The sequence below is a fragment of the Bradyrhizobium sp. CCBAU 45321 genome, assembly GCF_028128975.1.
Classification (GTDB): domain Bacteria; phylum Pseudomonadota; class Alphaproteobacteria; order Rhizobiales; family Xanthobacteraceae; genus Bradyrhizobium; species Bradyrhizobium yuanmingense.
Genome location: NZ_LFKZ01000017.1, coordinates 215,659 through 236,794 on the forward strand (window position 1 = coordinate 215,659; position 21,136 = coordinate 236,794).

The window sequence follows — 21,136 nt, forward strand, 5'->3', positions numbered from 1 at the left end:
TTAGCAGGCATCCGGTAACCGTCGCGTTAACGCGCCGTTTACCATCGTCACGTCCAGGCGAATACCGGCTGTTCCAGGTCGGTGACGCGGGTGTGCCGCCCCGCCAGCACCTCGCGGAACTGGTAGATCAGCGCCGCGGTCGGGGCATGGATCAGGCTCATCTGGTGATGGAAGCGGATCACGCGGCGGCTGCTCTCGGGGATCTCCGTGAAATCGAAGGCATCGTCGCGCTCGATCGTGGCCAGCGCGATGCGATGGACGGAGGCGACCTCGTCCGGGTTCGGGCGGATCGCAGCACTGTCGGCCGCCCAGACCACGACCGGCGTGATCAGATAGCCCGAGCGCGTCGGATAATCGTCGAGCAGGCCGAGCACCGCATCGCCTGACAGCGCGAGTGCGAGCTCCTCGTCGAGCTCGCGCAGCGCCGCCTCGACCGGCGTCTCGCCGGCATCGCAGCGTCCGCCGGGCAGCGCCCATTGGCCGCGATGGGCGCGCAGGTGCGAGGCGCGCCTGGTGAGCAGGAAGGCGGTGTCGCCACCGTCGTCGGATTCGGTCAGCGCCAGCGCCACCGCGGCGCGCTTCAGCGCCGACGGCTCGGCTGTGTCGGGCAGCCGCGCGAAGGCGGCGCAGACCTCTGCGATATTCCGTCTGGTGGCATCGTCGAACGCTCTCATGATGCTTGACTACACCAGGACTGCATCTGATGAAACGAGGAGACATCGCGTTGCAAGGACAGACGACGACATGACCAGCAAGGCCGCCGCAAGGCTGAAATCAGAGGGCTGGAGCATCCTGGAGACCACGGGCTTCCTGCATCTGATCGGCCCGTTGTGGGAGCGCAAGGTCGACGGCCATTACGAGTTCGCGCTCGCGACCGAGGACAAGCACCACAACCGCCGCGGCATGGTCCAGGGCGGCGTGATGATGACGTTCGCCGACCGCACCTGCGGCATGACCGCCCGCTACGTCTCCGGCAAGGAGTACTTGGCGACGGTGCAGCTCGACACCCATTTCGTCGAGGCCGGCCAGATCGGCGACACCCTGATCTCCCGTCCGCGCGTGGTGCGCTCGACCCGCAGCCTGATCTTCATGAGCACCGAAGTGACGGTGGACGACCGCTGCATTGTGATGGCGAACGGCGTGTTCAAGATCTTGAAGGGGCCGGGGTAGCTAGTCGGGCTAGCACCGTCGCAGCCATACGCTCCGCCGTCGTCCCCGCGAAGGCGGGGACCCATAACCCCAGGACGGAGTTGTAGCGCGAAGCTGGTAACTCCGAGTCTTCGTCAAACAACTCCCTGTGGCTATGGGTCCCGGATCAGCGCGCGCCTCGGGGGCGCGCTTGTCCGGGACGACGAGAGGAAATGGGAGCTCTGGATTGCTTCCGCCTTCGCCAAGGCTTCGGCGGACAAGTCGCTGCGCTCGCAATGACGGAACCGGGCGGTTATGCTGGCCTTCACAAGACATCGAGGACTCGCCCATGCAATACCGCCAGCTCGGCCGCAGCGGCCTCAAGGTCTCGCCGATTTGCCTGGGCACCATGATGTTCGGCGGGCCGACCGATGAAGCCACCTCGAAGCGGATCATCGACAAGGCACGCGACGCCGGGATCAACTTCATCGACACCGCGGACGCTTATTCGAAAGGCGCCTCCGAGGAAGTCGTCGGCCGCGCGATCGCGCGCAATCGTGGCGCGTGGGTGCTTGCCACAAAGCTCGCAAACCCCATGGGGGACGATCCCAATCGCGGCGGGCTGTCGCGGCGCTGGGTGTTGCAGGCGGCGGACGAGAGCTTGATGCGGCTCGGCACCGATCACATCGACATCTACTATCTGCACAAGGAAGACCATGCCACGCCGTTGGAGGAAACGGTGCGCGCCATGAGCGACCTGATCCACGCCGGCAAGGTGCGCTATTTCGGCGTCTCCAACTACCGCGCCTGGCGCGTCGCCGAGATCTGCAACATCTGCGACCGGCTCGGCATCGACCGGCCCGCGGTGAGCCAGCCCTATTACAACGCCATGAACCGCATGCCGGAGGTCGAGCACTTCCCGGCCTGCGCCTATTACGGTCTCGGCATCGTGCCCTACAGCCCGCTTGCGCGCGGCGTGCTCACCGGCAAGTACAGGGTGGATGCAGCGCCCGACAAGGAGACGCGCGCGGGACGCAACGACACCCGCATGATGCAGACCGAATGGCGGCCGGAATCGCTTCAGCTTGCGCAGGAGATCAAGGCTCACGCCGAGAAGAAAGGCATCACCGCCGGCCAGTTCGCGGTCGGCTGGGTGCTCAACTCCGCCTTCGTCTCGTCGGTGATCGCTGGTCCCCGCACCGAGGAGCAATGGGACGGCTACATCAGCGCGCTCGATTATCGTTTCACCGCGGAGGACGAGGCGCTGATCGACCGCCTGGTGACACCAGGCCATCCCTCGACGCCGGGCTATAACGACCCGGCCTATCCGATCGAAGGCCGCCGCGCGCGGACGGCTTGAGGGCGGGAGACGACGATGGGGCTTGAAGACCGCTACGGCCTGGCGCTCTCGACCTCTTCGCACGAGGCGGCAAGTGCCTATCGCGACGGCGTCGACCTCATGCTCGCGGACTGGACCGGCACCGCGGAGATGCTGGAGCGCGCGATCGCGGCCGACCCTGATTTCGCGCTGGCCCATATCGCCCGCGGCCGCGTTCATGCCTTCTACCAGCAGGGCGATCTCGCACGGCAGAAGGCGGCGCTGGCGCGCGAGCTGGTGATGAAGCGCGGCAGCGAGCGCGAGCGCTCGCATGTCGAGACCTTGGCGCTCGCGATCGAGGGCCGGCTGCCGGAGGCGATCGCATCGATGCTGAAGCATATCGATGCATGGCCGCGCGACGCTGTCGTGCTGTCGCTGCCGCTCGGCGCGTTCGGCCTGTTCGCCTTCTCCGGCATGGCCGATCACGACCGCGCCCGGCACGAGCTCTGCGAGAACATCGCGCCACATTATGGCGAGGACTGGTGGTTCCTGACCATGTCCGGCTGGGCGATGACGGAGAATGGCGACGTCGCGCGCGGCCGCGCCGTCACCGAGCATGGCTTCAATCTGCGCCGGGAAAACGCCCATGCCGCGCACGCGGTGCTGCATGCGATGTTCGAGGATGGATCGATCGAGGACGCCGATCGTCTCGTCGACGAATGGCTCCCGGCCTACGACCGCGCCGGAATCCTCCACGGACATATAAGCTGGCATCAGGCGCTCGGCGCGCTCGAGCATGGCGATGCGGCGCGGGCGCTCGCGATCTATGCCGACGTGCTTCGGCCCACTGCCACGCAGGCGCCGCCGCTCAACGTCATCACCGACAGCGCCTCGCTGCTGTGGCGCCTGTCGATGTACGGCCATGCGGTGCCGAAGGCGCTGTGGCAGGAAGCCGACGCCGGCGCGCAAAAACTGTTTCCGAAATCGAGCCTGTCCTTTGCCGACGTCCACATGGCGCTATTCGCAGCCGCGACGCAGAATCGCGAAGCGCTCGCCGCCCGCCTTGCGGCGATCGAGCAGCGGCTGGCCGACGGCAAGCTGCCGGCCGGCCCTGTGGTGCCGGCGATCTTCCGGGCGCTCGCGGCTTTCGCCGATGAGGATTACCGGACTTGCGTGCAGATGCTCACGCCCGTGCTCGGCGAGGTCGTGCGCATCGGCGGCAGTCACGCCCAGCGCGAGCTGATCGAGGACACCTATATCGTCGCGCTGATGCGCAGCGGTGAGCTGCCTCGCGCGCGCGCCGTGCTGGACGCCCGCCTCCACCGCCGCCCCTCCTCACGCGACGGGCGCTGGCACCAGCTGGCCACCAGCTGAGCGAAGCAAGCTAAACCTCTGCGGCTCGATCTCAGTCGCGTCTCGCACGGAGCCAACTTCGCAGCCGAACCATCGAACCAAGCCCCTTACGCTGCGTCTTGCCCGGAGGCGCGGTGATCAATCAGCTTGTTGCGGCGAGCACCGTTGCGCGTTACCACGGGGGTAACCGGCGCTCCGACGGCCGCGGCCTTGAGCGACCCTCGAGCCAGCTTCGGCCCGATCGTCTGCTCATCATAGCGCCCATCGAGGTGCCCGTTGATGACATCCCAGATTTGGCGGAGCCGGCGGACGTGCAGATCGTCGCGGATATAGGACACGATGGCTTGCAGCGCATCTGCATCGTTCAGCGGGACCTCGCTGCCCGTCGCGACGGCACCTTCCGCTACGGCTTCGAACTTTGGGGCGTATTTCGCCTCGACATTTAACAGGATGTGGATGAGCCGCTGGCGCAGAAGCGGGTTCTTCAAGCAGCGTTCGAGATCAAAGATCGTGCGGATGTTCATCTCCCGCAGCCTGCGCGTCCGCTCGGGCCCGACAGCGAGAATGAGCTGCGCCTGCGCGACCCAATCCATGACCTCGTAGAGCCCATAGGGGGTCTCCACAAAGATCTGGATGGGGTTGATGGTCGCAAGGTTCTGCACGTCCTCGATCTCGAACTCTCCGAGGCGGAGCTTCATGAACGGGTCGATCCCGAGAATCATGTCGAGCGGGAGCTCCTCCTGAAGCGCCTTGCTTGCGGAGCTCACCCGACGCAGCCGGATCCACGGAAATTTCGCGATCAGCACGCTGATGAAAAGGTCCGGGAAGAAGCCGATGACGAATGCCAGAGCGACCTGCGCGCCGTCGCCGAGATGTGTCATGAACCCGGAGTGCCAAACCGCCGCGGTCACGAAGATCGCGAGCAGGATGTGGAAGAACGACTGGAAGAACGAAATCGGGGAGAGATCGAAATTGGCGATTCTTCGGATCAGGTACTGGATCGACCAGATGTAGCTGCCGATGAACGCGTAGGTGATCATACCGCCCGGGGTACCGCGCGGCGTCCAGAAATTCGAGACGTAGTCGTCGGGTTTGGCCACCCCATGCGGCGCAATGTCTTGCCTGAACGCGAATTGGAAGCAAAGGCACGTCAGCAGGACGTAGATCGCGACAGGGAAGATGTAAAATCGGACCGCGTTGGAGTCCGGATCCGTGGTCTGCCGCTCCGGATTTGCTTGCGGGTCGTATTTATATTTGACCAGTTCGAACGACGGCAAGATAAGCGGCCGTCCGCCCACTTTTGCGAACTGAAAAAGTCTCTCGAGATCTCGCACGATTTCACGCCGGCTCGCACGAACGTTCATGCGACCGATATAGACGCCGACGGGAACGATGAGGCTGAAGAGAGCAATGGACAATGCACGAAGGAAAGTATCGAATTCGAAACTCATGACGCACCCTCACGCAATAGGATGAAAACGATCAGGAGACGAAAACTATCAGGAGAAGAAGAATATCGATCAATCAACCTCTGTGAGGCTACCCCCAAAGCACGGCTAGCTCAAGCCTAGCCCCCGGCCCGCCGTCGATCGGTGCCCCCCGAGGGAGACCAATGGCTATTTTGACCCGGTCCGCGTCCGCCGACGTACCGGCCGCCGCTGTCCCGCCACGAAAAAAACACCGGCCTGATGGCATGTGGCCGCCGGGATGGATCGGGCGATTTGAACAAGTCGCCGTCGGGGTGAAAGTGGTGGTATTCCAGGCGGGACTTGCAGCACAAACGGGATCGCAACCAATTTGCGGTTCGATGGTTATGGTAAACTCTTCCGCCATGGCCCCCTGGCTCATGAGCCCGACGATGCGCCTTCGCCGATTGGTCCTCGCCGCGTTGCTCGTGATCGCGGCAAGTCCTTGTTTTGCCGAGACTTCCAAACCCCTTCCGGTCAACAATCCGCCCGCGCAGCCGAACGCCTTCATCGACCTCCTTGCGCTGATGTCCGGCCACTGCAAGACGTTCAGGGTCGCGGGCCGCACCTTCCCGTGCAAGACGGTGGCCTATGCCCATGGCGACACGGGCCGGGTCAATTTCGCGGTCGCGGTCGACGATCCCTCCGATGACAGCCACGTGGTGTCCTTCTCCGGCGAGAACGGCAAGCGCGCCGACGACAATTCCTACGAGCTGCGGATCGACCGCGTGCTGCTCAACTCCAAGAACCGCCCCAAGGTCGACGGCCTGCCCGTGCCGGCCGAGCAGACCTCGACCGGCATCTGCCGGCAGACCGGCAACTTCGCCGCCAGAAAGGTGAACGACGTCACCTGCTCGGCGACCGACAGCGAGGGCCGCAAATACGAGCTGCTGTTCGTCTCCGACGGCACCCCGGTCAGCGTGCGCCGCATCCGCCAGTCGGTCCCGTCGATCCAGGATCCGTTCAAGTAGGTCCGTCCGCTGGCGTCAACGTGTACGATCGCGATGATGCCACGGATCCCTGGCACTGCGCTCAGCTATCACGGTCGTACATTCATCGCAGACAAGGACGCGATCCTCGCTGCGCTCTCCGAAGGACACCGCTTTCCTAATCCGCATCCGTGACAGTGGTTGCGAAAATCTACATGCGCCACTCTCGTGTCCCGGATTCGCACCGCATCGTCGAAGAGACGCTGCGCCGCGTTCGGGGCGCGAGTCGCAGGCCATGCCTCGTCATGCGACGATAGAACGCGCGGCCTTCGCTCGTTCACGAACGTTAACGTACGTTCATCGGGGAACTAAAATCTGCGTCGTTTCGACGCCCGCAGTGGCAGGAACGCGCGGGATGCTCATGTGTTGTCACACGACCTTCAACTGGAGTGATGACATGAAATATCTCATTGCCGCGATCGCCCTCGGTGCTGCGGCGTTGGCCGGTGGATCGGCGAGCGCGGCCGGCAGCGTAAGCGCCAAGCAGACCGCGCAGGAAAGCCAGACCACCGACATCAGCGCGCACCGCAGGCATTACCGCCACCATCATCATTGGCGGCATCATCACGGCTATTACCGGCCGTATTACAGGAGCTACGGTTATTACCCGCGGCACCACGGCTACTACGGCGGCGGACCGTACGGCTATTACGGCGGAGGCCCCGGCGTGACGTTCAGCTTCGGCGGCGGCCGCTGGTAAGATCTGGAGAGACACGCGACGAGAGGCCCGCATCAGATGCGGGCCTCTTTTTTAGTGTCCGCGCAGGATCGTGAGCGCCGTCTCCAGGCCAGTCGCCAGTGCCGCCTCGACCGTTCCCATGTCGCGGCCGCGATAGAGCGCTTCACCGGAAAACAGCACCAAGCCGTCGCCGCGCGCGAGGATCGCCTGTGCCGCTCGGGTGCGCGGCGTCGCCCACGAATAGGCGCCGCGCGCGAACGGATCATGCGCCCAGTTGGTCGCGGCGGACGCCACCAGCTCGCGCGCGATGTGATCGCGCGGCAGGCCGAAGATTGCGGCGAGCGAGCCGAGCCCGGCATCGATCAATGCTCGCGCGTCGAGGCTTTCCAGCTCCGCCGTGCGCGGACCGCCGAACCAGCCCGTCAGCACGGGATGCTGGTCCGGATAGCGCGTCCACCAGACCGGGATCGCCTCATCCGACAGCAGGAAGGTCATGTCGGCGAGGTCTTCCTTGCGCTCGCGCCACCATGGCCGCGCGAAGCGCAGCAGGATCTTGATGACGTTGCCGAAGCCGATGTCGACGACAGCAGCCAGCTTGGCACGCGCGCCTGCCGGCAGCGCGATCTCGCGCAGCAGCGGCAGCGGCACGGTGAGGATCACGCGGTCGCAGGCGTGCACGTCGCCGCCGGCGCAGCGAACGATCACCGCGCCGCCCTCCTCCGCAATCGCCGACACGACGCTGCCGAGGCGGATGGTGACGCCGTGCCTGCGGCAGTCGGCCGCCATCGCCTCGATCATCGCGCCATAGCCGCCTTCGATGCGCGCCTGCGGAGCGTGCCCGCCGTCCATCCATTCCGCGCGCAGCGCCAGCGTGGAGGCGCGTTCGGGATCGGCCGCGTCATAGCCTTCGACCATCCGCTCGATCGAATGGCGCAGCGGCGCGTAGTCGTCGCCTGCAAAATGCCGGCGCAGGAAGTCGGCGACCGTGAGATCGTCCTTCAAGTCCGCCAGCTTGGCCTGAAGCTCCGCTTCATGGGTATCGTCACGCGCCTCGCGCGTGATCTTCGTCCCGTCAAAGCTCCACTGCTCGCCTTCGATCTCCTGAAGCGAGAGGCCGGCCTCGCGCAGCAATGCGCGCGTGACCGGCGCCTCGCCATGGACGAACTCGGCGCCGCCGTCGGCGGCATAGCCGAACTGCGAGGCCGGCAGCGGATGAATGCGGCCGCCGCAGCGCTGGCGCGCCTCCAGGATCGTCACCTTGCGGCCGGCACGCGCCAGCTCGCGCGCCGCCATCAGGCCGGCGGCGCCGGCGCCGACGATGACGATGTGCTCGGACGGATCGGACATGGCCGCGCCTTACCGGCTCACGGCTTGCGGATCGTTCTGGATCAGATAGCGCAGCAGCAGGACGCCGCCGCCGAGCTCGCGCGTGCTCTCCAGTGTCATCGCGGCGATCGGCGCGCGCCGGTCGCTGTCCGCCTCGGTCGAATCGAACACGAAGGGAGCGCCCTTCGCGCCGTCGATCGCAGGGCTGAGGATCAGATTGAATTCATCGATCAGGCCGGCGCGCAGGAAGGCGCCGTTGGCGACGCCGCCGCCTTCGACCAGCACGCGCTTCACGCCGAGCTCGCGGCTGAGAATGTCCAGCGTCAGTGCGAGGTCGATCTCGGATTTGCCGGCAAAGATGTAGGACACGCCCTCGCCGCGCAGACCGGCGAGATGCGAATCCGGGACATTCTCGGTCAGCACGACGACGATCGGATCGCCGCCGATCTCCGCGCGCCCCCAGCCGATCTTGCCCTCAGCATCGAGCACGACGCCGTAGGTCTTCGCATCGCGCCGGGCGAACCAGTTTTCGCGCGGAAATTTTGCGTCTGTCGGGGGATAGGGCCTGCCCTTGGCGAACTCCGAACCCGTGACGCGGCCGATCACCCAGGCATCGCCGCCAAGCTCATCGTGGACCTTCTCGAACCAGTCCGTGCCCGCGCCTTTCGGACGCCAGCGGCTGGGATGCGTGCGCCCGTCGAGGCTGGAGTGCATCAGGCAGATGACATACGGTTTCATGCAATCCTCAGGGCAGCGCTCAGGCCGCGGGTCCGCCGCCTGCGGCATGATCATTCACGATCGCCGCCAGCGGATTGAGCCTGGGTGGCGCAATGAGCTGGAGCGTGTTGGTGTCGTGGTGATTGAACGGCGCGCCGCGCACGAACAACTCGGTCTGGATCAGATAGGTCCAGCTGCCGTCGTCGTTGAAGGTGATGTCGCAGCGGTAAGCATCGGTGCGGAAGGCCTGTTCCAGAAAATCGGTCGAGCAAATCCCGTAGGCGGTGTCGCCGCGCTTGGCGGTGACCGAGATCGTCTTGTCGTCAGGCCCGGCCTTGCCCGAGGCCAGCAGCACCTGCCCGCGCGGGATCGCCAGGGTCTGCATGATCAGCCCGGTCGCCGGCTCCCACAGCCAGTAGCCGACCTGGTCGTGGAAGGTGATGTCTTCCTCGGGCGTGTTGATGTGGATGTGGTAGCGCAGCCCGTACAGCAGCTGCGGCCCGTTGGCCTGCGGATCGATCGGATCCATGCGAATGTGCTCGATGAAGGTCCGCCGCTCCGGCCCTTCCGCCTTCGGATTGATGTCGATGCCCTTGTCCGCCTGCCAGGTGCCGGCAAGACGCCGAAGCGGGCCGAGATTGGCCAGGCCGTCGGGCGAGACGTCCTCGGGTTCGGTGAAGATATCGGCGGGAATGGGGAGCATGGGGGCCTCGCGAGGGTGCGGAGACCAGCCATAACACGGGCAGGCGGCGGCCTGAATTCAACTGTTAGCGGCACAGCGCCGGAGGCATTCGAGCCATGCGATGATGCGCGTTGCATCCCGCGCCCGCCTCTGGCGCTGCAGCCGGCCGGTTGGCGAAGACGTGGAGGCTGGCGCGCCCCCGCGACCGCTTCAAGCAGCTTCCGACACCGATCTCGCACGCTGCTCGAGCACGCCGATCGTCGCGACCAGATTGTCGCGTCGGGCGCGAAGGTTGGCGGCGAGAAGCGGATAGGTCGGCTGAGCCGGGTCGAACACCCCGGCGCGCGCCTCTTCCTCGAGAATGTCGGTATTAATCAGCCGAACGCGCCACCATAAATCGGCGATCAACGCGTCGAGCCGGAGTTCGTCAGCAGCACCAGAACGGGACACTTCCTGCATCACTTGCCTCAACCTGAAACGGCCTCTCCGCCGAGGCCCGGGCTTGGGTCAGGACTGAGCAAGGGGAGTGCCAGGACGGGCGGGCGCAGGCTTCCGAACCGGCAATTGAGAACGCTCTTCGGTCCAAGCGGCTATAGTGGCGGGTCATGATGACAACCGCCTGAGGAATCAGCTCACGCCACCCGCCGTTTCCGGCGCGCCGTGGGGGCTTGCCAGGAGAGGTTTGCAAGGGGCACGGGCTTGCTGAAGTGAAATCCCTGGCCGAGCGGGATGCCGAGTGATTGGAGCCGTCTGACCTGCTCGGAGGACTCGACCCCCTCGGCGACGATCGACAGCTTCAGCGTCTTTGCCAGCTGCACGATGGATTTCAGCACGGCGACGGTCTCGCAGCGATCGATCCTGTCGATGAAGGATTTGTCAATCTTGACCTTGTCGAAAGGAAAGGCCGTCAAATAGGACAACGACGAGTATCCGACACCGAAATCGTCGAGGGCAATGGAGACGCCAAGCGCCTTGAGGCGTTGGAGCGTCCTGAGGTTCTCCTCGGTGTCGGCGAGAAATACGCTCTCGGTGATCTCGAGCTCGAGCCGGGTCTGCGGAAGCCCGCTCTGCGTCAACGCAAAGGTCACGGTGTCGACGAGATTGGCGCTGGCAAATTGCAGGGCGGAGAGATTGACAGCGACCTTGATGTCGCCCGGCATGCTCATCGCATCGCGGCAGGCCCTGGCGAGCACCTGGTGGCCGAGCTCGACGATCAGTCCCCCCGCCTCGGCAACAGCAATGAATTCCGCCGGAGGGACGTAGCCCCTGGTGCCGTGATGCCAGCGCGCCAGGGCCTCGACCGATTTTACCCGACCGGTGCCGAGCTCGATCACAGGCTGATAAAACAGCTCTATCTCCTCGCGCCAGATCGCTTCACGCAGCTCGATCTCGAGCACGTTGCGCTGATCCGCTTCCGCCTTGAGCTCCGCTGAATAGACGTGGAAGCAGTTTCTGCCGGCATTCTTCGACCTGTAGAGCGCAAGATCGGCGTTGCGAAGGATCTCGTCGACCCGCGTGCCGTGCTCGGGCACGCGCGCAAGGCCAATGCTACAGCCGCTCACGACGGGGTGGCCATCGATGTGAAAGGGTTCGGCAATGGCCTGGACCAGCCGCGCGGCCAGGCTTTCAGCGCCCTCGCGCATCCCGGCCCCGCCGGGTGCCACGATGACGGCAAATTCGTCGCCGCCGATTCGCGCCGCCGTATCGGCATCACGGATCTGCGCCTTGATCCGGTCGGCAACCTGCTTCAGCAACGCGTCGCCGCATTGATGGCCGAGCGCATCATTGACCGACTTGAACTTGTCGAGATCGAGCAGGAGTACGGCGCACGCGGGCTCCGGCCGGCGCGGGCGGGCCAGCGCCTCGTCGATGCGCTCCTTGAACAGGTTGCGATTGGCAAGGCCGGTGAGGCTGTCGTAATGCGCGAGCCGCTCGATGCGGTCCGCCGACGCCTTGCGCTCGGTGATGTCCTCATGCGTGGCAACCCAGCCGCCGTCCTCGCGCCGGCCGTAGGAGATGTAGACGACCCGGCCGTCCGGAAACTGCACGGTGTTCGAGATCTGCTCCGACTGAGCGAGCCGGTTCTTCAAATCGACGAGGTACGTCTCGACATCGAGCACGGCGGTCTGCTTCGCGAACACCTCCCGGAAATCCATACCGATCCGAATGTCTTCCGGTACGAGGCCATAGAGTTCGAGCCATTGCCCGTTGAACGCGATCAGGCGGTCACGGCCGTCGAACATGCTCAAGCCCTGGGGAAGATTCCTGAGCGCATCCTCGAACTTGCTGGCGAAATCGCGCCGATCGCGGTGGGCGCGATCCAGCGCCTGCTGCCGTCGCCAATGGAATGTCGTCGCGGCGAGGATGATGAACGTAAGCAGCAGCGCGCCGCCGAGATAGACCTTCTGCCTGAAGGCGGAGCGGGAATAGATCTCCTGCTCCGAAATGCCGACGGTGAAGATGAGCGGAAACGCGCGCGACCTGCGCGCCGTGATCAGCCGGTCGCTGCGGTTCGGTCGGTTTTCGTTCCAATATTGCGCATAGAAGCCGTCGCCCAGTTCGCGCTCGACGCGGCTAGGCGCGCTTTGTCCCAGCACGGAGCCCTGGTCCACGCCCCGGGCGGCGAGCACGACGTGGTTCGCATTCCTGAGCATCAGCGTTCCTCCGACGCCGAGCTTTGCGGTGTCGTAGAACCTGCCGACGACGTCGACGCTGATCGAGCCGACGACCACGCCGACCGCATTGCCGGTCACATCGAACAGCTTTCTCGCGATCTGTATCGTCCACTTTTTGGACGCGCGGCCCAGCACCGGCTTCGCCACGTAAAGGCGGTCGTCGACCTGAGACAGGGTATGGATGAAGTGCTCGCGATCACCGAGATAGAGCGGCGGACCGGAATAGCCCGCCGTCGTCTCGATCATGTACCCGTCCGATCCGATCAGAGCGAACTGGACCACGTCGCCGGTGGCGATGCGTGCCTTGTCGGACCAGAACTTCAGGCTGAAGGACGACGGATCCTCGGCGTAGAGGGCCCGTACCACCAGCAACGACTGATCCACGCGCTCGAAGATGCGCTCGGTGTTCTCCTCGAACAATTCGGCCACGCTGTTGCCGTGCGACCGCGCTTGCTCGATCGCATCCATCCGCTCAGACGCGGTGATTGCGAAATAGCCGATCCAGACCAGGGGCAGAAAGAACAATGCGATCTGCAGCGGGCCATTCCGCAGGATCGCTCTTCCGGCTTGGCGGACTGCCCCTGCGGCCATCACGACGCGCCCCCCCCGCTCCGGCCGCCACGGCAGAACTGCGCTCGCCCGCGGTATTGGCATCGCCTTGTCTCCGCCTCGACTGCACAGGGACACAAGCGGCCGAAAGCGGCGCGCGAGTGCTGTTCGTGGCGCGAAGATAGGCGGAACAGCCTTAAGTTTTTGTTGGGAAAAAGCTCAATTCTTCAGATTCCAGCATCCGTATCATCCCGGAGGCCGGCTGGCTTTGAGCAATCACGCGCATGGACGTGCCGAAAACGGCGCATTTTAACCGTCTTTGGACCGCTTTTCACATCGCGCGCGCAAGGACGATCGTGCCGGACAGGATGAGGAGCGCGCCTGCCGCATAACTCAGTCGTTGGCCGAACGGCAGCAGCTTCTCGGCGGCGACATAGAGCGCGATGCCGATGATCCAGGCCAGGTTCATCACGCCGCCGACGAACAGCAATACCATTAGAAACCAGCAGCAGCCGACGCAGTAGCTGCCGTGGCGAAGTCCCATCCGGAATGCGCCGCGCGTGCCGGGCCGCCAATGTCGGCTGAGAAACAACAGAGGGCTGTCGCAATAGCGCAGGCAGGCCTGTTTGAGCGGCGTGAACTGATAAAGCCCTGCTGCAATCAGAACGCCGCCGCCCAGAATGGCGCTGGTGCTTGCCATCGCCATCGAAAGCAACCCGAAGCGTTCGAACGCTCCTTGCACCAGGACTGCCACGAGACTGAACCCGGCCCACGTCACGAGATAGCCGGCGAGAAAGATCCAGCTATCGATTGCGGCGCGAGAAGCAGCCTCCTGCTTGCGCTTCACGGTCGCATACAAGAGAACGGTGGGCACCGCGCTCGGCGCCATCATCGCGACCATCATCACCCACCACATCACGAACAGCAGCGCGCCATAGAATGGCGTCCACGGCATCGGCGCCATGTCCGGCATGTCGGCCATCATCTCCGTGTCCATGCCGGCGCCCGCAGCGAGATAGGCCCAGGCGAGCGCCACCACTGCGGCGGTCCCGATCGCGACGATCAGCCGGTCGCGGTGGAGCAAGTGTTCCAGTATCGAGCGCCCCTCCATCGACTTGTCCATGGCGATCAGGAGCTGACACCGAGCTCTCGTGTCGGTGTCAGCGCCGCATCATGCCGCAACGCCCTTGGGCGTCTGCACGACGTTGGCGAGCGAGCTGTGCGTACCGCGGGTCTCGAACGGGATCGCGCCGGTCGAGCGGATGTCGGCGGATGCGATCTCGGCCGCCCGATGTTCGAACCCCTCGGGCATCACCACCTGGATGCGGTGAGGATCACCGGTCACCGGATTCTTGATCGGCTCGACATCGGTCTCGAGCACGCCCCTGGCGACGAGTCTTGCGACGCGCCCGTCTTTGTCGAAGGAGAACTCGAACGGCGCAAACACGGGATCATGGATCTTGGTGACGATCATGCTGACGATCTGGAACAGCGTGCCTTCGGCCGAATGCTTGCCGGAGAAGATATCGAACAACGCCTGTCGCTGCTCCGCCGTGGCGCGTTCGTCGATGATGGGCTGGATTGTCCCGTTGCCCTCATGCAGCGGCCCGGGGAAATCGACCGTGATCGCAAAGCAGAGACCATCGAGCCTGGTCCCTTCGAAATGTCCCTTGGCGATCCGCATGGCGACCAATCCCTTGCAATAGCCTTGGGTCGGCGGTGCATTGAAATCGCAGGGGCAGCCAAACGCGCAGGTGCAGTTCTTCATCCATTCGCCTTCGAGACGCCAGTCCGATGCAGTCATGGCACATCTCCCAATATGAGCGGGGACGCGGCAGCCGTTGACGAACTTGTTCAGCGTTGTTGTCGAAGCAATGCGAAAAGGCGCGAGCGGGATCGAGTTCGATCAGAAGGCCGGCATCGCAGAAAAAGTTTGGTGGCGAGCTGCCGTTTACCGTCCGAGGATCATATCAGCGGCCGCCGGGCTCGTATAGTGACCAATATTGCCCGGTATCTTGGGAGGCGGGAGGAGGCCGGCGTCAGATTTCCGCCTCGGGCGCCGGAACTCGGAGCTAGGAATTGTCCTCATGCATATCAGCGATCGACTTCTGACGGGCGCGTGACAGCCTGGACATCACGGTGCCGATCGTGATCCCCGTAATCTCGGCGATTTCGCGATGTTCGAGGCCCTGGATATCACGCAGCACGAGCACTTCGCGAAAAGCCATTGGTAAGGCGGCGACCAAGGCTTCCAGTTTCGCCGCGTCGGCGGCAGTAATGAGTGTCGAATGAAGTCAGCCAGGCGTTCCGCGACTTTGTGCCGGAACCTCGGGACAACGGTCGTTTTGCACTTGCCATGAAGGACCGGTGATGTCGGAAAGCGAGCGGGGTTCTCAAACATGGCAAGGGAGCGACGGAGTGCGGTCGCCTTCCGGACCATTGCGATGCAGCCCGTCTGACAGCTCGACCAAACCGATCCGTATCATCTCTGCCCGCGGTTCGGCAGGCACCGGTGCACCAGAGCAATTCCGCTTTGCATCTCGTGCGGCATCAGCCGTTTGGGTATGCATCCTCTGCGATGAAATCGGATGTCAGGAAGACGGTTGTCGCTGCCTTGGTTTGGTCTTGATCGAGCTGAGCATCGTTGCGGCCGCGATCAGCACCAGGATGCCGAAGAAACTGAGTGCGATCTGCATTGCAATCTCATCTGAGATGTTGACCAGCGCAATGTGGCTGGCAAGCGCCAGCAGAACGCCGAGGCAATAAATTGCCAGGGAGTTCTCGCCGCAGCGGATCGCCCCGCGCATCAGCGGCGTCGACAGCCCTTGCCAATTGCGAGGCACGAGCCATACGGCCAAAATCGCAAGGGCAATAAAATGCAGCAATCGCAAAGGATCGAGGTCCGATTTGCCTGCGAGGTCAGGCAACTTCGTCAGGATCTGTGGGTCAAGTCCCTCGGCTGGTCTAGCGCTCCAACCCAATGCGATGGTCAGGCTGAAAGCCAGATAGAGAACGGCAGGTCCAAGCGCCGTGCGTGAGCTCATCCGCGACCAGAACCTCTTGCCCTCCATGACACACCACGCACCAAGCACAACCAGCAACTGCCAAGCTAGCGGATTGAAGAACCAATCGTTGTTCGGCCACGCCGGAACGGTCCAGCCGAAAAGATGCACCGACGCGTAAAGCAACAGCGAGGCGCCGAGCGCCATGTTCGGCACTCGGAGCATCAGCCACAGCAGTGGCGCGAACAAAAGATGGAAAACCACGAAGAGGGGCAAGACGTCGGTGTTAACGGGTCGGTATTGCAGTATCGCTGCATGCGCAAGCGTCGCTCCCGGATGATCCAAGAAAATGCGCGTGTTGGTTTCGTCGGCAAGCCCGCCGCTGCCTGCGAGGTAGACCACGATGACGCAAGCAAGCGTGAGCAGCAGAAATGCGGCGTAAATGTCCCAGCTTCGCCACAGAGTACGGCTGAGCACGCCGGGCCAGCCGCCGCGCGCATGCGCCTTGCCGTAGGCCAGCGCGCAGGTCACACCCGAAAGGAACATGAACACTTCCGCACTATCGCTAAAGCCGTAATTCCGCAGCGTCACCCAGCTTCCGATGTTGTCGGGAATGTGGTTCAAGAAAATGCACCAAAGCGCGATACCGCGGCACGCATCGATGCGCAGGTCGCGGCCGGGCCCGTTCAGCTCCGGCAGCGCGCTCGTCCCTGATTTCGTGGGCGTCGCGAGCAACCTGGGTGCGAGGTGCAGAAGCCGACCGAAGAATCCCTTGTCATTGGATTCAATCTCCGCCGACGTTCGGTGAAAACCAGTGTTCGGCGAGGTCCTACCGCGATGCTTGTCAAGATCGATAGGAGCCTCACGCATAGGCTCCCGGGCATTGGAAAGATCAAGCGAACTGATCGTCACCATCTCGACGGAAGAATCGCGGGGCGGCACTGCAGGCACCATGATTTTGGTGGCGACGGGCTGAAAGGAAGGAGCTGACAAGCCTTCCATCGACTCTTCGTCGGTAACCACTTCATATGAGCCCGCCGGTAGGCGTCGTTCAACGCTTGCGATCCGGAATGGGTGCTTGAACACCACCGTTTCGCTCCGTGATCGGGTCATCACCATGATCATTCTCGCAGATTGATCCCGGAGTTCCGCCATATCGCGCAGCGGGCGATGCCGCCGGGGGCAAACGCCATTCAGCTCGGGCGAATGTGTGCCGATTGAAACTCAATTGGTCTCCACGCTCGGTGGAAAGCGCTGAAGCTAGCTTTCTTTGAGCTTCATCCCGCTGGGTACAGCTTCGCCCTGGCGCGACAATCGAACACGACGAAACGATGCGCTCTTTATTTCCGAATAGCTATCAATTTCTAATTATTCGAGTCATCCGCCGACTCAGCCGCGACTGGCAGCCCCACTTACTGTTCTCAATCGGCTCTCGCCTTCGACGTGCATGAATTGTCGGCTCATGCTGAACGTGCCGACCCTTGCATGATGTAGCGCTCGACAGTTCGGTCGGCACGAACCGGAGTAAAGTGTCGATCCGAAGTTTCAACGGACATCGCTCGGGAGAAGTTGGCGTAGATTTCGTTCTGCCAGTTTGAATACCGCCTCGTTGGGTCCCGCGATGAGTTGCCCCGAGGCGAAAGTATTCATGGGTTTGGGAACGGATACGGCGTTAGTCTGTTGCTTGTAGATCGGATTGTTTTGTCCGAGAGCTGCCTCAAGAACGGCCACACACCGAAGTCGCCGCGTCCATGAAATGGCAGCCCGGTGCCGTAGGTAGGCGCACACGTCATCCTGCAAATTGATATCGAATGTCATCACGATGCGCTCAGGCAGTGCCTGCGTGGCTTGCGACCAATTAAATGGCCGAATTGAGGATACCATGAAAATGAGCATTGCAGCTGCTCTAGGCGCTTTGTCGGCTGGAGAGAAAAAGTTGGCGAAGTACGCTCGAGCCTCCACTACCACGTGGCTCGGTCGCTCCGTTCTCATCAAAGTGGCGCACGTCCTTGAAAGATCCGGACTTGCCATGGTTGGAGGCGCCGGCGGCCTGTACGTCGCCCTAGGACTGATGCGTATGGAAAGCGATTTATTCCGAAACGAAGAAATCGCCTTGCTGATGATGCTTTACGGGGCGTTTGGCTTCTATCTAGGCATCGATCTGCCGAGCCGTCTTGTGCAGACGGTACAAGTCAGACGACCGGGAGAATGGAGCTTCGAAACCGATGCGGCGGCGATGGCCAGCGCGGCCGGAACCTTCTTTGCGGCGATTGGGGTGTTTCTGTCCGTTGGCATCATTGTGTTTGACCACACCATGCGGAATGAATTCAGCGTTCTGGTGGGATGCTCTTGGGCGATTGGCACCCTGTTTCAAATTGCCGCCGGCGCCATAAGCCGCAGCAAAGTCATTAGTGAGGCCCAGGATGTGGGGTAAAGATAAATCAATGTCCCTTTGGACGCCCGAGAAGCTAGGCGAAAAAGCCAAGGCAGACGCTGAGAACGACAACTACAATCCACCACATTCATGGTGGCCTGGCCGATACAGCGTTGGTACCGAAGCCCGCGACACGTACGACAGAGCTTTCAATCTTCATCACAGCGCCAAGGACGAGCGCTAGGCTGTCCCAATCGCCTTGTGGCGAGATGGTCAATCTGCACAGATTCGGGCCGCTATAGGTGCGTGTCACCGCGAGGCCCTAGGCATTTATCGGCGATGAGAACGTCATCAGTCGCTCTCGTCTGCCTGCTTGTCCTATAAAACGGGAGATGGTGATGCAAGACGGGGCCGGAGAGGCTGAGCTGACCATCGTGGAGCGCTATAAGCGCGACGCGCTTGAGGACATGAACATTCCCGACATCCTCGATGTGCTTAAAGAAATCGAGGACGAGATCAGACGACGGGGCGCCCCCGAGGGAGCGACCGATCGAGAATAGAACAGTCAGCCTCTTAGAAGAACCGTGGTGCCCAGGGGCGGATTGCGCTTTCCGACGCGCTCTGCGTTGAAATGTAAGCGGAATTTCTAACAGCAGGAGGGAATGTTTACCAGTCCTGTTACGCAGCCGGCATCCATTACGAAGCGGACTTTCGGGCCCGCCTTCGCCTGGGCAACACCAAGGGATCTGAGACCCGCCAAATCCAGTCCGGACGACCACGATCGAAATGTTTAACTGCCCTCAGCGCAAACTCGCCGAACTGCTCGTCATTCCATAGCGCCACAACGCGATTCCGAGGCTCTCGGCCTATCTGGTGACCCATTCGATAAATAAAGCCTTAGTAGGGATCGAACTTCTTGCGCTCATCTTGGCGTCCGTGACCATGTGGCACAGCAGGTATCGGATCGGGATCGCCGATCCTGAAAAACCAATGCTGAAGCCCCGTCGTTGATGACGGAATAAGGTGCAGATCATCCAGCTCATTGTTCTCGCCAGCATTACCCTCAGCCGCATTTGGCACCGGAGCAAAAGCTGCGCTCTCGCAAGCCTCCGGCCACACCGGGCGCTCATCACTCCAGCGTTCCGCATTCAACAATGACCGCGCGTAAAACGAGGTCGGCGAAGCGCGACGGCTAAGGTCAATCAATGTGACAAGTCGTGACAGATACGTCTCCGGACCTATGAGTTCCATCCACAAGGAGTATCTAAGGAGATTGTGCAGATCGTCGCTCGCCGCATCGCTCAAAAATAAACTTGGCATGCATCGCGCCCCTGCCCTAACCCGCAAGGGATTTGGCGTAGTAATCGAACAGTTGCAAGCACGTCAGCTTGTTCTCGATGCGGATGTTTGCGTGCATGTCAATTATTGGAGGAGCCGGCAATAACCCAGAGGAGGCCGCAGGCCTGAGCTCTTGATCCGGAAAGAACGAAGCCAGTTCGTCAACCACCTCGCTCACGTCACTGTCGGACATCCCAAAAGCAGTGCCGTAAATCTGTTTTGTCTTGCGAGCGCGCGAAGCGGGCCTAAGCAGTGCCATGTTCTGTTTGTGGTACGCAAAGCCGAGAAAGACAATGCACTCGGCCTCGCGAATGGCCCCCTGCATCTTCTCTAAGATCTCCGACTCCTCAACCCGCTCCGTATACGTTTTGATAGCTTTCGATAGCTCGCGATAGTCCATCCGAGCGTGAGCTATGCCACCGAACTGCACTTTATCGAGCTGACCGACAGACCCGTACGGATGGATTATGTTTGCCTTCCCAACAATCTCTGAGGCGTGTTGGAGCTGAATTCCGTAGAGGAGCTGGAGGGCATGCCGGAGAAAATACTCCAAGCATCGATCATAGTTGAAGGTGATGAACGAGACATTGCTCAGCACGTTCTCGACTTCATCCACCCTCCTACCTGGACCGAGCACTTGCATGAACTTAACGAACCAAGAGTCACGGATCGGTCCAACGTCCAACTTGTTGTAGATATTTGATGGATCGACATAGAGCTTACAGCCACGCTCCGCATTGAGGATCGTGCGGATTATCGCGGCCTTTCCTACCGTGACAACTGCGGGGGAGGCTTCGTGGATGTTCAGAAAGTCGTCGATGGAGTTGGCAAGGAGTACGCCATTATGAATTAGGCGGAAGGCGCTGAAATACTCGTTCGCTTTGGGATCACCGCGTTCGAAAAAGCTGAGCGCTAAGTCTTCATCGTGCGTGCCGCGGCCTAGCTGTCCATGATCTAGCGAAACCAGTGTGCGGTTCGCAATGTCCTCAGCTAGTTTTCGGCCAGCCGGAACACCAATGTCATACCCCGCACCCGCGCCGATGATGAAGAGTGTCTTGCGGTTGAACATTTGCTGGCCATATCACGATTCGCGAGCTTCGGCCCATCGTCATCCCAGTTCATCCGACGAATTTTAGGGGTCATAAACTCGAAGAGTACGGCGTGTGAGCCGCAAAGTGACTCCCCCCGTATACCCGCTACGAGGCCGGGGCCTGGCGGGTCATCACAACGATGCCGGCCACAGCCAGCAGCCAGCAGCAGGACAGGATGGGGAGCCTCAGGCCCCAAGCCTCCGCAGCAGGTTGGTCATCGAGGACGGACAGACGGTCATCCAACGATAGGCCTTCGCCGAAGTGAGAGCCCGGGCGGACAGAAGCTGAGATGGAACCAGACTTATTGGAAGGCGGTCCAATGCATTGAACGATGGAGGGGCACTGGCATACCCTACTGCGAGTGGCGCAATCCGAGTCGCGGGAGTTCCGGTACAAAATACTGCACGGTGGCTCGGTCGGCTGCCCTTTGCTAATAGTTCGCGACGAGT

At 62.3% G+C, this 21,136-nt stretch carries 20 protein-coding genes; 7 read left to right on the forward strand and 13 right to left on the reverse strand.

Going from position 1 to position 21,136, the window contains the following annotated elements; all coding sequences use genetic code 11:
• Positions 1–47: 47 nt before the first annotated feature.
• A complete protein-coding gene (locus ACM43_RS07000) occupies positions 48–674 on the reverse strand; it encodes an NUDIX hydrolase (protein WP_271539180.1) in 627 nt (208 codons plus the stop codon).
• Positions 675–744: 70 nt separating this feature from the next.
• On the opposite strand from ACM43_RS07000, the gene ACM43_RS07005 reads away from it, so the two are divergent.
• From ACM43_RS07005 to ACM43_RS07015, 3 genes are all read left to right on the forward strand, one after another.
• Positions 745–1,170 carry a PaaI family thioesterase gene (locus ACM43_RS07005; RefSeq protein WP_036014328.1) on the forward strand — a complete coding sequence of 142 codons (426 nt, stop codon included), beginning with the start codon at positions 745–747 and terminating at the stop codon, positions 1,168–1,170.
• Between the two features lie 307 nt (positions 1,171–1,477).
• Entirely contained in the window at positions 1,478–2,488 is a 1,011-nt protein-coding gene (locus ACM43_RS07010) for an aldo/keto reductase (RefSeq protein ID WP_271539183.1), read from the forward strand.
• 15 nt (positions 2,489–2,503) lie between these two features.
• Complete coding sequence (locus ACM43_RS07015) at positions 2,504–3,820, forward strand: tetratricopeptide repeat protein (protein WP_271539185.1); 1,317 nt, start codon at positions 2,504–2,506, stop codon at positions 3,818–3,820.
• Positions 3,821–3,906: 86 nt separating this feature from the next.
• Here the strand turns inward: ACM43_RS07015 and ACM43_RS07020 are convergent, their stop codons facing one another.
• A complete protein-coding gene (locus ACM43_RS07020) occupies positions 3,907–5,250 on the reverse strand; it encodes a hypothetical protein (protein ID WP_271539186.1) in 1,344 nt (447 codons plus the stop codon).
• A 407-nt stretch (positions 5,251–5,657) separates the two neighbouring features.
• On the opposite strand from ACM43_RS07020, the gene ACM43_RS07025 reads away from it, so the two are divergent.
• The gene (locus tag ACM43_RS07025; protein WP_271539188.1) at positions 5,658–6,236 is read left to right on the forward strand and encodes a hypothetical protein; all 579 of its coding nucleotides are present in this window, start codon (positions 5,658–5,660) and stop codon (positions 6,234–6,236) included.
• A 415-nt stretch (positions 6,237–6,651) separates the two neighbouring features.
• Positions 6,652–6,954 (forward strand): hypothetical protein, encoded by a 303-nt coding sequence (locus ACM43_RS07030; protein ID WP_193760572.1) that lies wholly within the window; start codon positions 6,652–6,654, stop codon positions 6,952–6,954.
• 51 nt (positions 6,955–7,005) lie between these two features.
• On the opposite strand, the gene ACM43_RS07035 is transcribed toward ACM43_RS07030, so the two are convergent.
• The 9 genes from ACM43_RS07035 to ACM43_RS07075 all read right to left on the reverse strand — a co-directional run bounded on the left by ACM43_RS07035 (position 7,006) and on the right by ACM43_RS07075 (position 17,009).
• Entirely contained in the window at positions 7,006–8,280 is a 1,275-nt protein-coding gene (locus tag ACM43_RS07035; protein WP_271539191.1) for a flavin monoamine oxidase family protein, read from the reverse strand.
• Between the two features lie 9 nt (positions 8,281–8,289).
• Complete coding sequence (locus ACM43_RS07040) at positions 8,290–8,997, reverse strand: RibD family protein (protein ID WP_271539193.1); 708 nt, start codon at positions 8,995–8,997, stop codon at positions 8,290–8,292.
• A gap of 19 nt (positions 8,998–9,016) precedes the next feature.
• Complete coding sequence (locus ACM43_RS07045; protein ID WP_271539195.1) at positions 9,017–9,679, reverse strand: FABP family protein; 663 nt, start codon at positions 9,677–9,679, stop codon at positions 9,017–9,019.
• A 189-nt stretch (positions 9,680–9,868) separates the two neighbouring features.
• Positions 9,869–10,117: a hypothetical protein gene (locus tag ACM43_RS07050; RefSeq protein WP_271539197.1), complete on the reverse strand. Its 249-nt coding sequence runs from the start codon at positions 10,115–10,117 to the stop codon at positions 9,869–9,871.
• 173 nt (positions 10,118–10,290) lie between these two features.
• Entirely contained in the window at positions 10,291–12,924 is a 2,634-nt protein-coding gene (locus ACM43_RS07055) for a bifunctional diguanylate cyclase/phosphodiesterase (RefSeq protein WP_271539199.1), read from the reverse strand.
• Between the two features lie 289 nt (positions 12,925–13,213).
• Positions 13,214–13,867 (reverse strand): DUF2182 domain-containing protein, encoded by a 654-nt coding sequence (locus ACM43_RS07060; RefSeq protein WP_333919202.1) that lies wholly within the window; start codon positions 13,865–13,867, stop codon positions 13,214–13,216.
• A gap of 186 nt (positions 13,868–14,053) precedes the next feature.
• Complete coding sequence (locus ACM43_RS07065; protein WP_271539203.1) at positions 14,054–14,686, reverse strand: DUF1326 domain-containing protein; 633 nt, start codon at positions 14,684–14,686, stop codon at positions 14,054–14,056.
• A 268-nt stretch (positions 14,687–14,954) separates the two neighbouring features.
• Positions 14,955–15,128 (reverse strand): sigma factor-like helix-turn-helix DNA-binding protein, encoded by a 174-nt coding sequence (locus tag ACM43_RS07070; protein ID WP_333919203.1) that lies wholly within the window; start codon positions 15,126–15,128, stop codon positions 14,955–14,957.
• A 345-nt stretch (positions 15,129–15,473) separates the two neighbouring features.
• The gene (locus ACM43_RS07075; RefSeq protein WP_271539204.1) at positions 15,474–17,009 is read right to left on the reverse strand and encodes an OpgC domain-containing protein; all 1,536 of its coding nucleotides are present in this window, start codon (positions 17,007–17,009) and stop codon (positions 15,474–15,476) included.
• A 757-nt stretch (positions 17,010–17,766) separates the two neighbouring features.
• On the opposite strand from ACM43_RS07075, the gene ACM43_RS07080 reads away from it, so the two are divergent.
• Both ACM43_RS07080 and ACM43_RS07085 read left to right on the forward strand, forming a co-directional pair.
• Positions 17,767–18,318 carry a hypothetical protein gene (locus tag ACM43_RS07080; RefSeq protein ID WP_271539205.1) on the forward strand — a complete coding sequence of 184 codons (552 nt, stop codon included), beginning with the start codon at positions 17,767–17,769 and terminating at the stop codon, positions 18,316–18,318.
• A gap of 338 nt (positions 18,319–18,656) precedes the next feature.
• Positions 18,657–18,818, forward strand: a complete 162-nt coding sequence (locus ACM43_RS07085) for a hypothetical protein (protein WP_271539207.1) — start codon at positions 18,657–18,659, stop codon at positions 18,816–18,818.
• 337 nt (positions 18,819–19,155) lie between these two features.
• On the opposite strand, the gene ACM43_RS07090 is transcribed toward ACM43_RS07085, so the two are convergent.
• Positions 19,156–19,578: a hypothetical protein gene (locus ACM43_RS07090; RefSeq protein ID WP_271539209.1), complete on the reverse strand. Its 423-nt coding sequence runs from the start codon at positions 19,576–19,578 to the stop codon at positions 19,156–19,158.
• A gap of 16 nt (positions 19,579–19,594) precedes the next feature.
• Positions 19,595–20,665 carry a hypothetical protein gene (locus ACM43_RS07095; RefSeq protein WP_271539211.1) on the reverse strand — a complete coding sequence of 357 codons (1,071 nt, stop codon included), beginning with the start codon at positions 20,663–20,665 and terminating at the stop codon, positions 19,595–19,597.
• Positions 20,666–21,136: the final 471 nt, after the last annotated feature.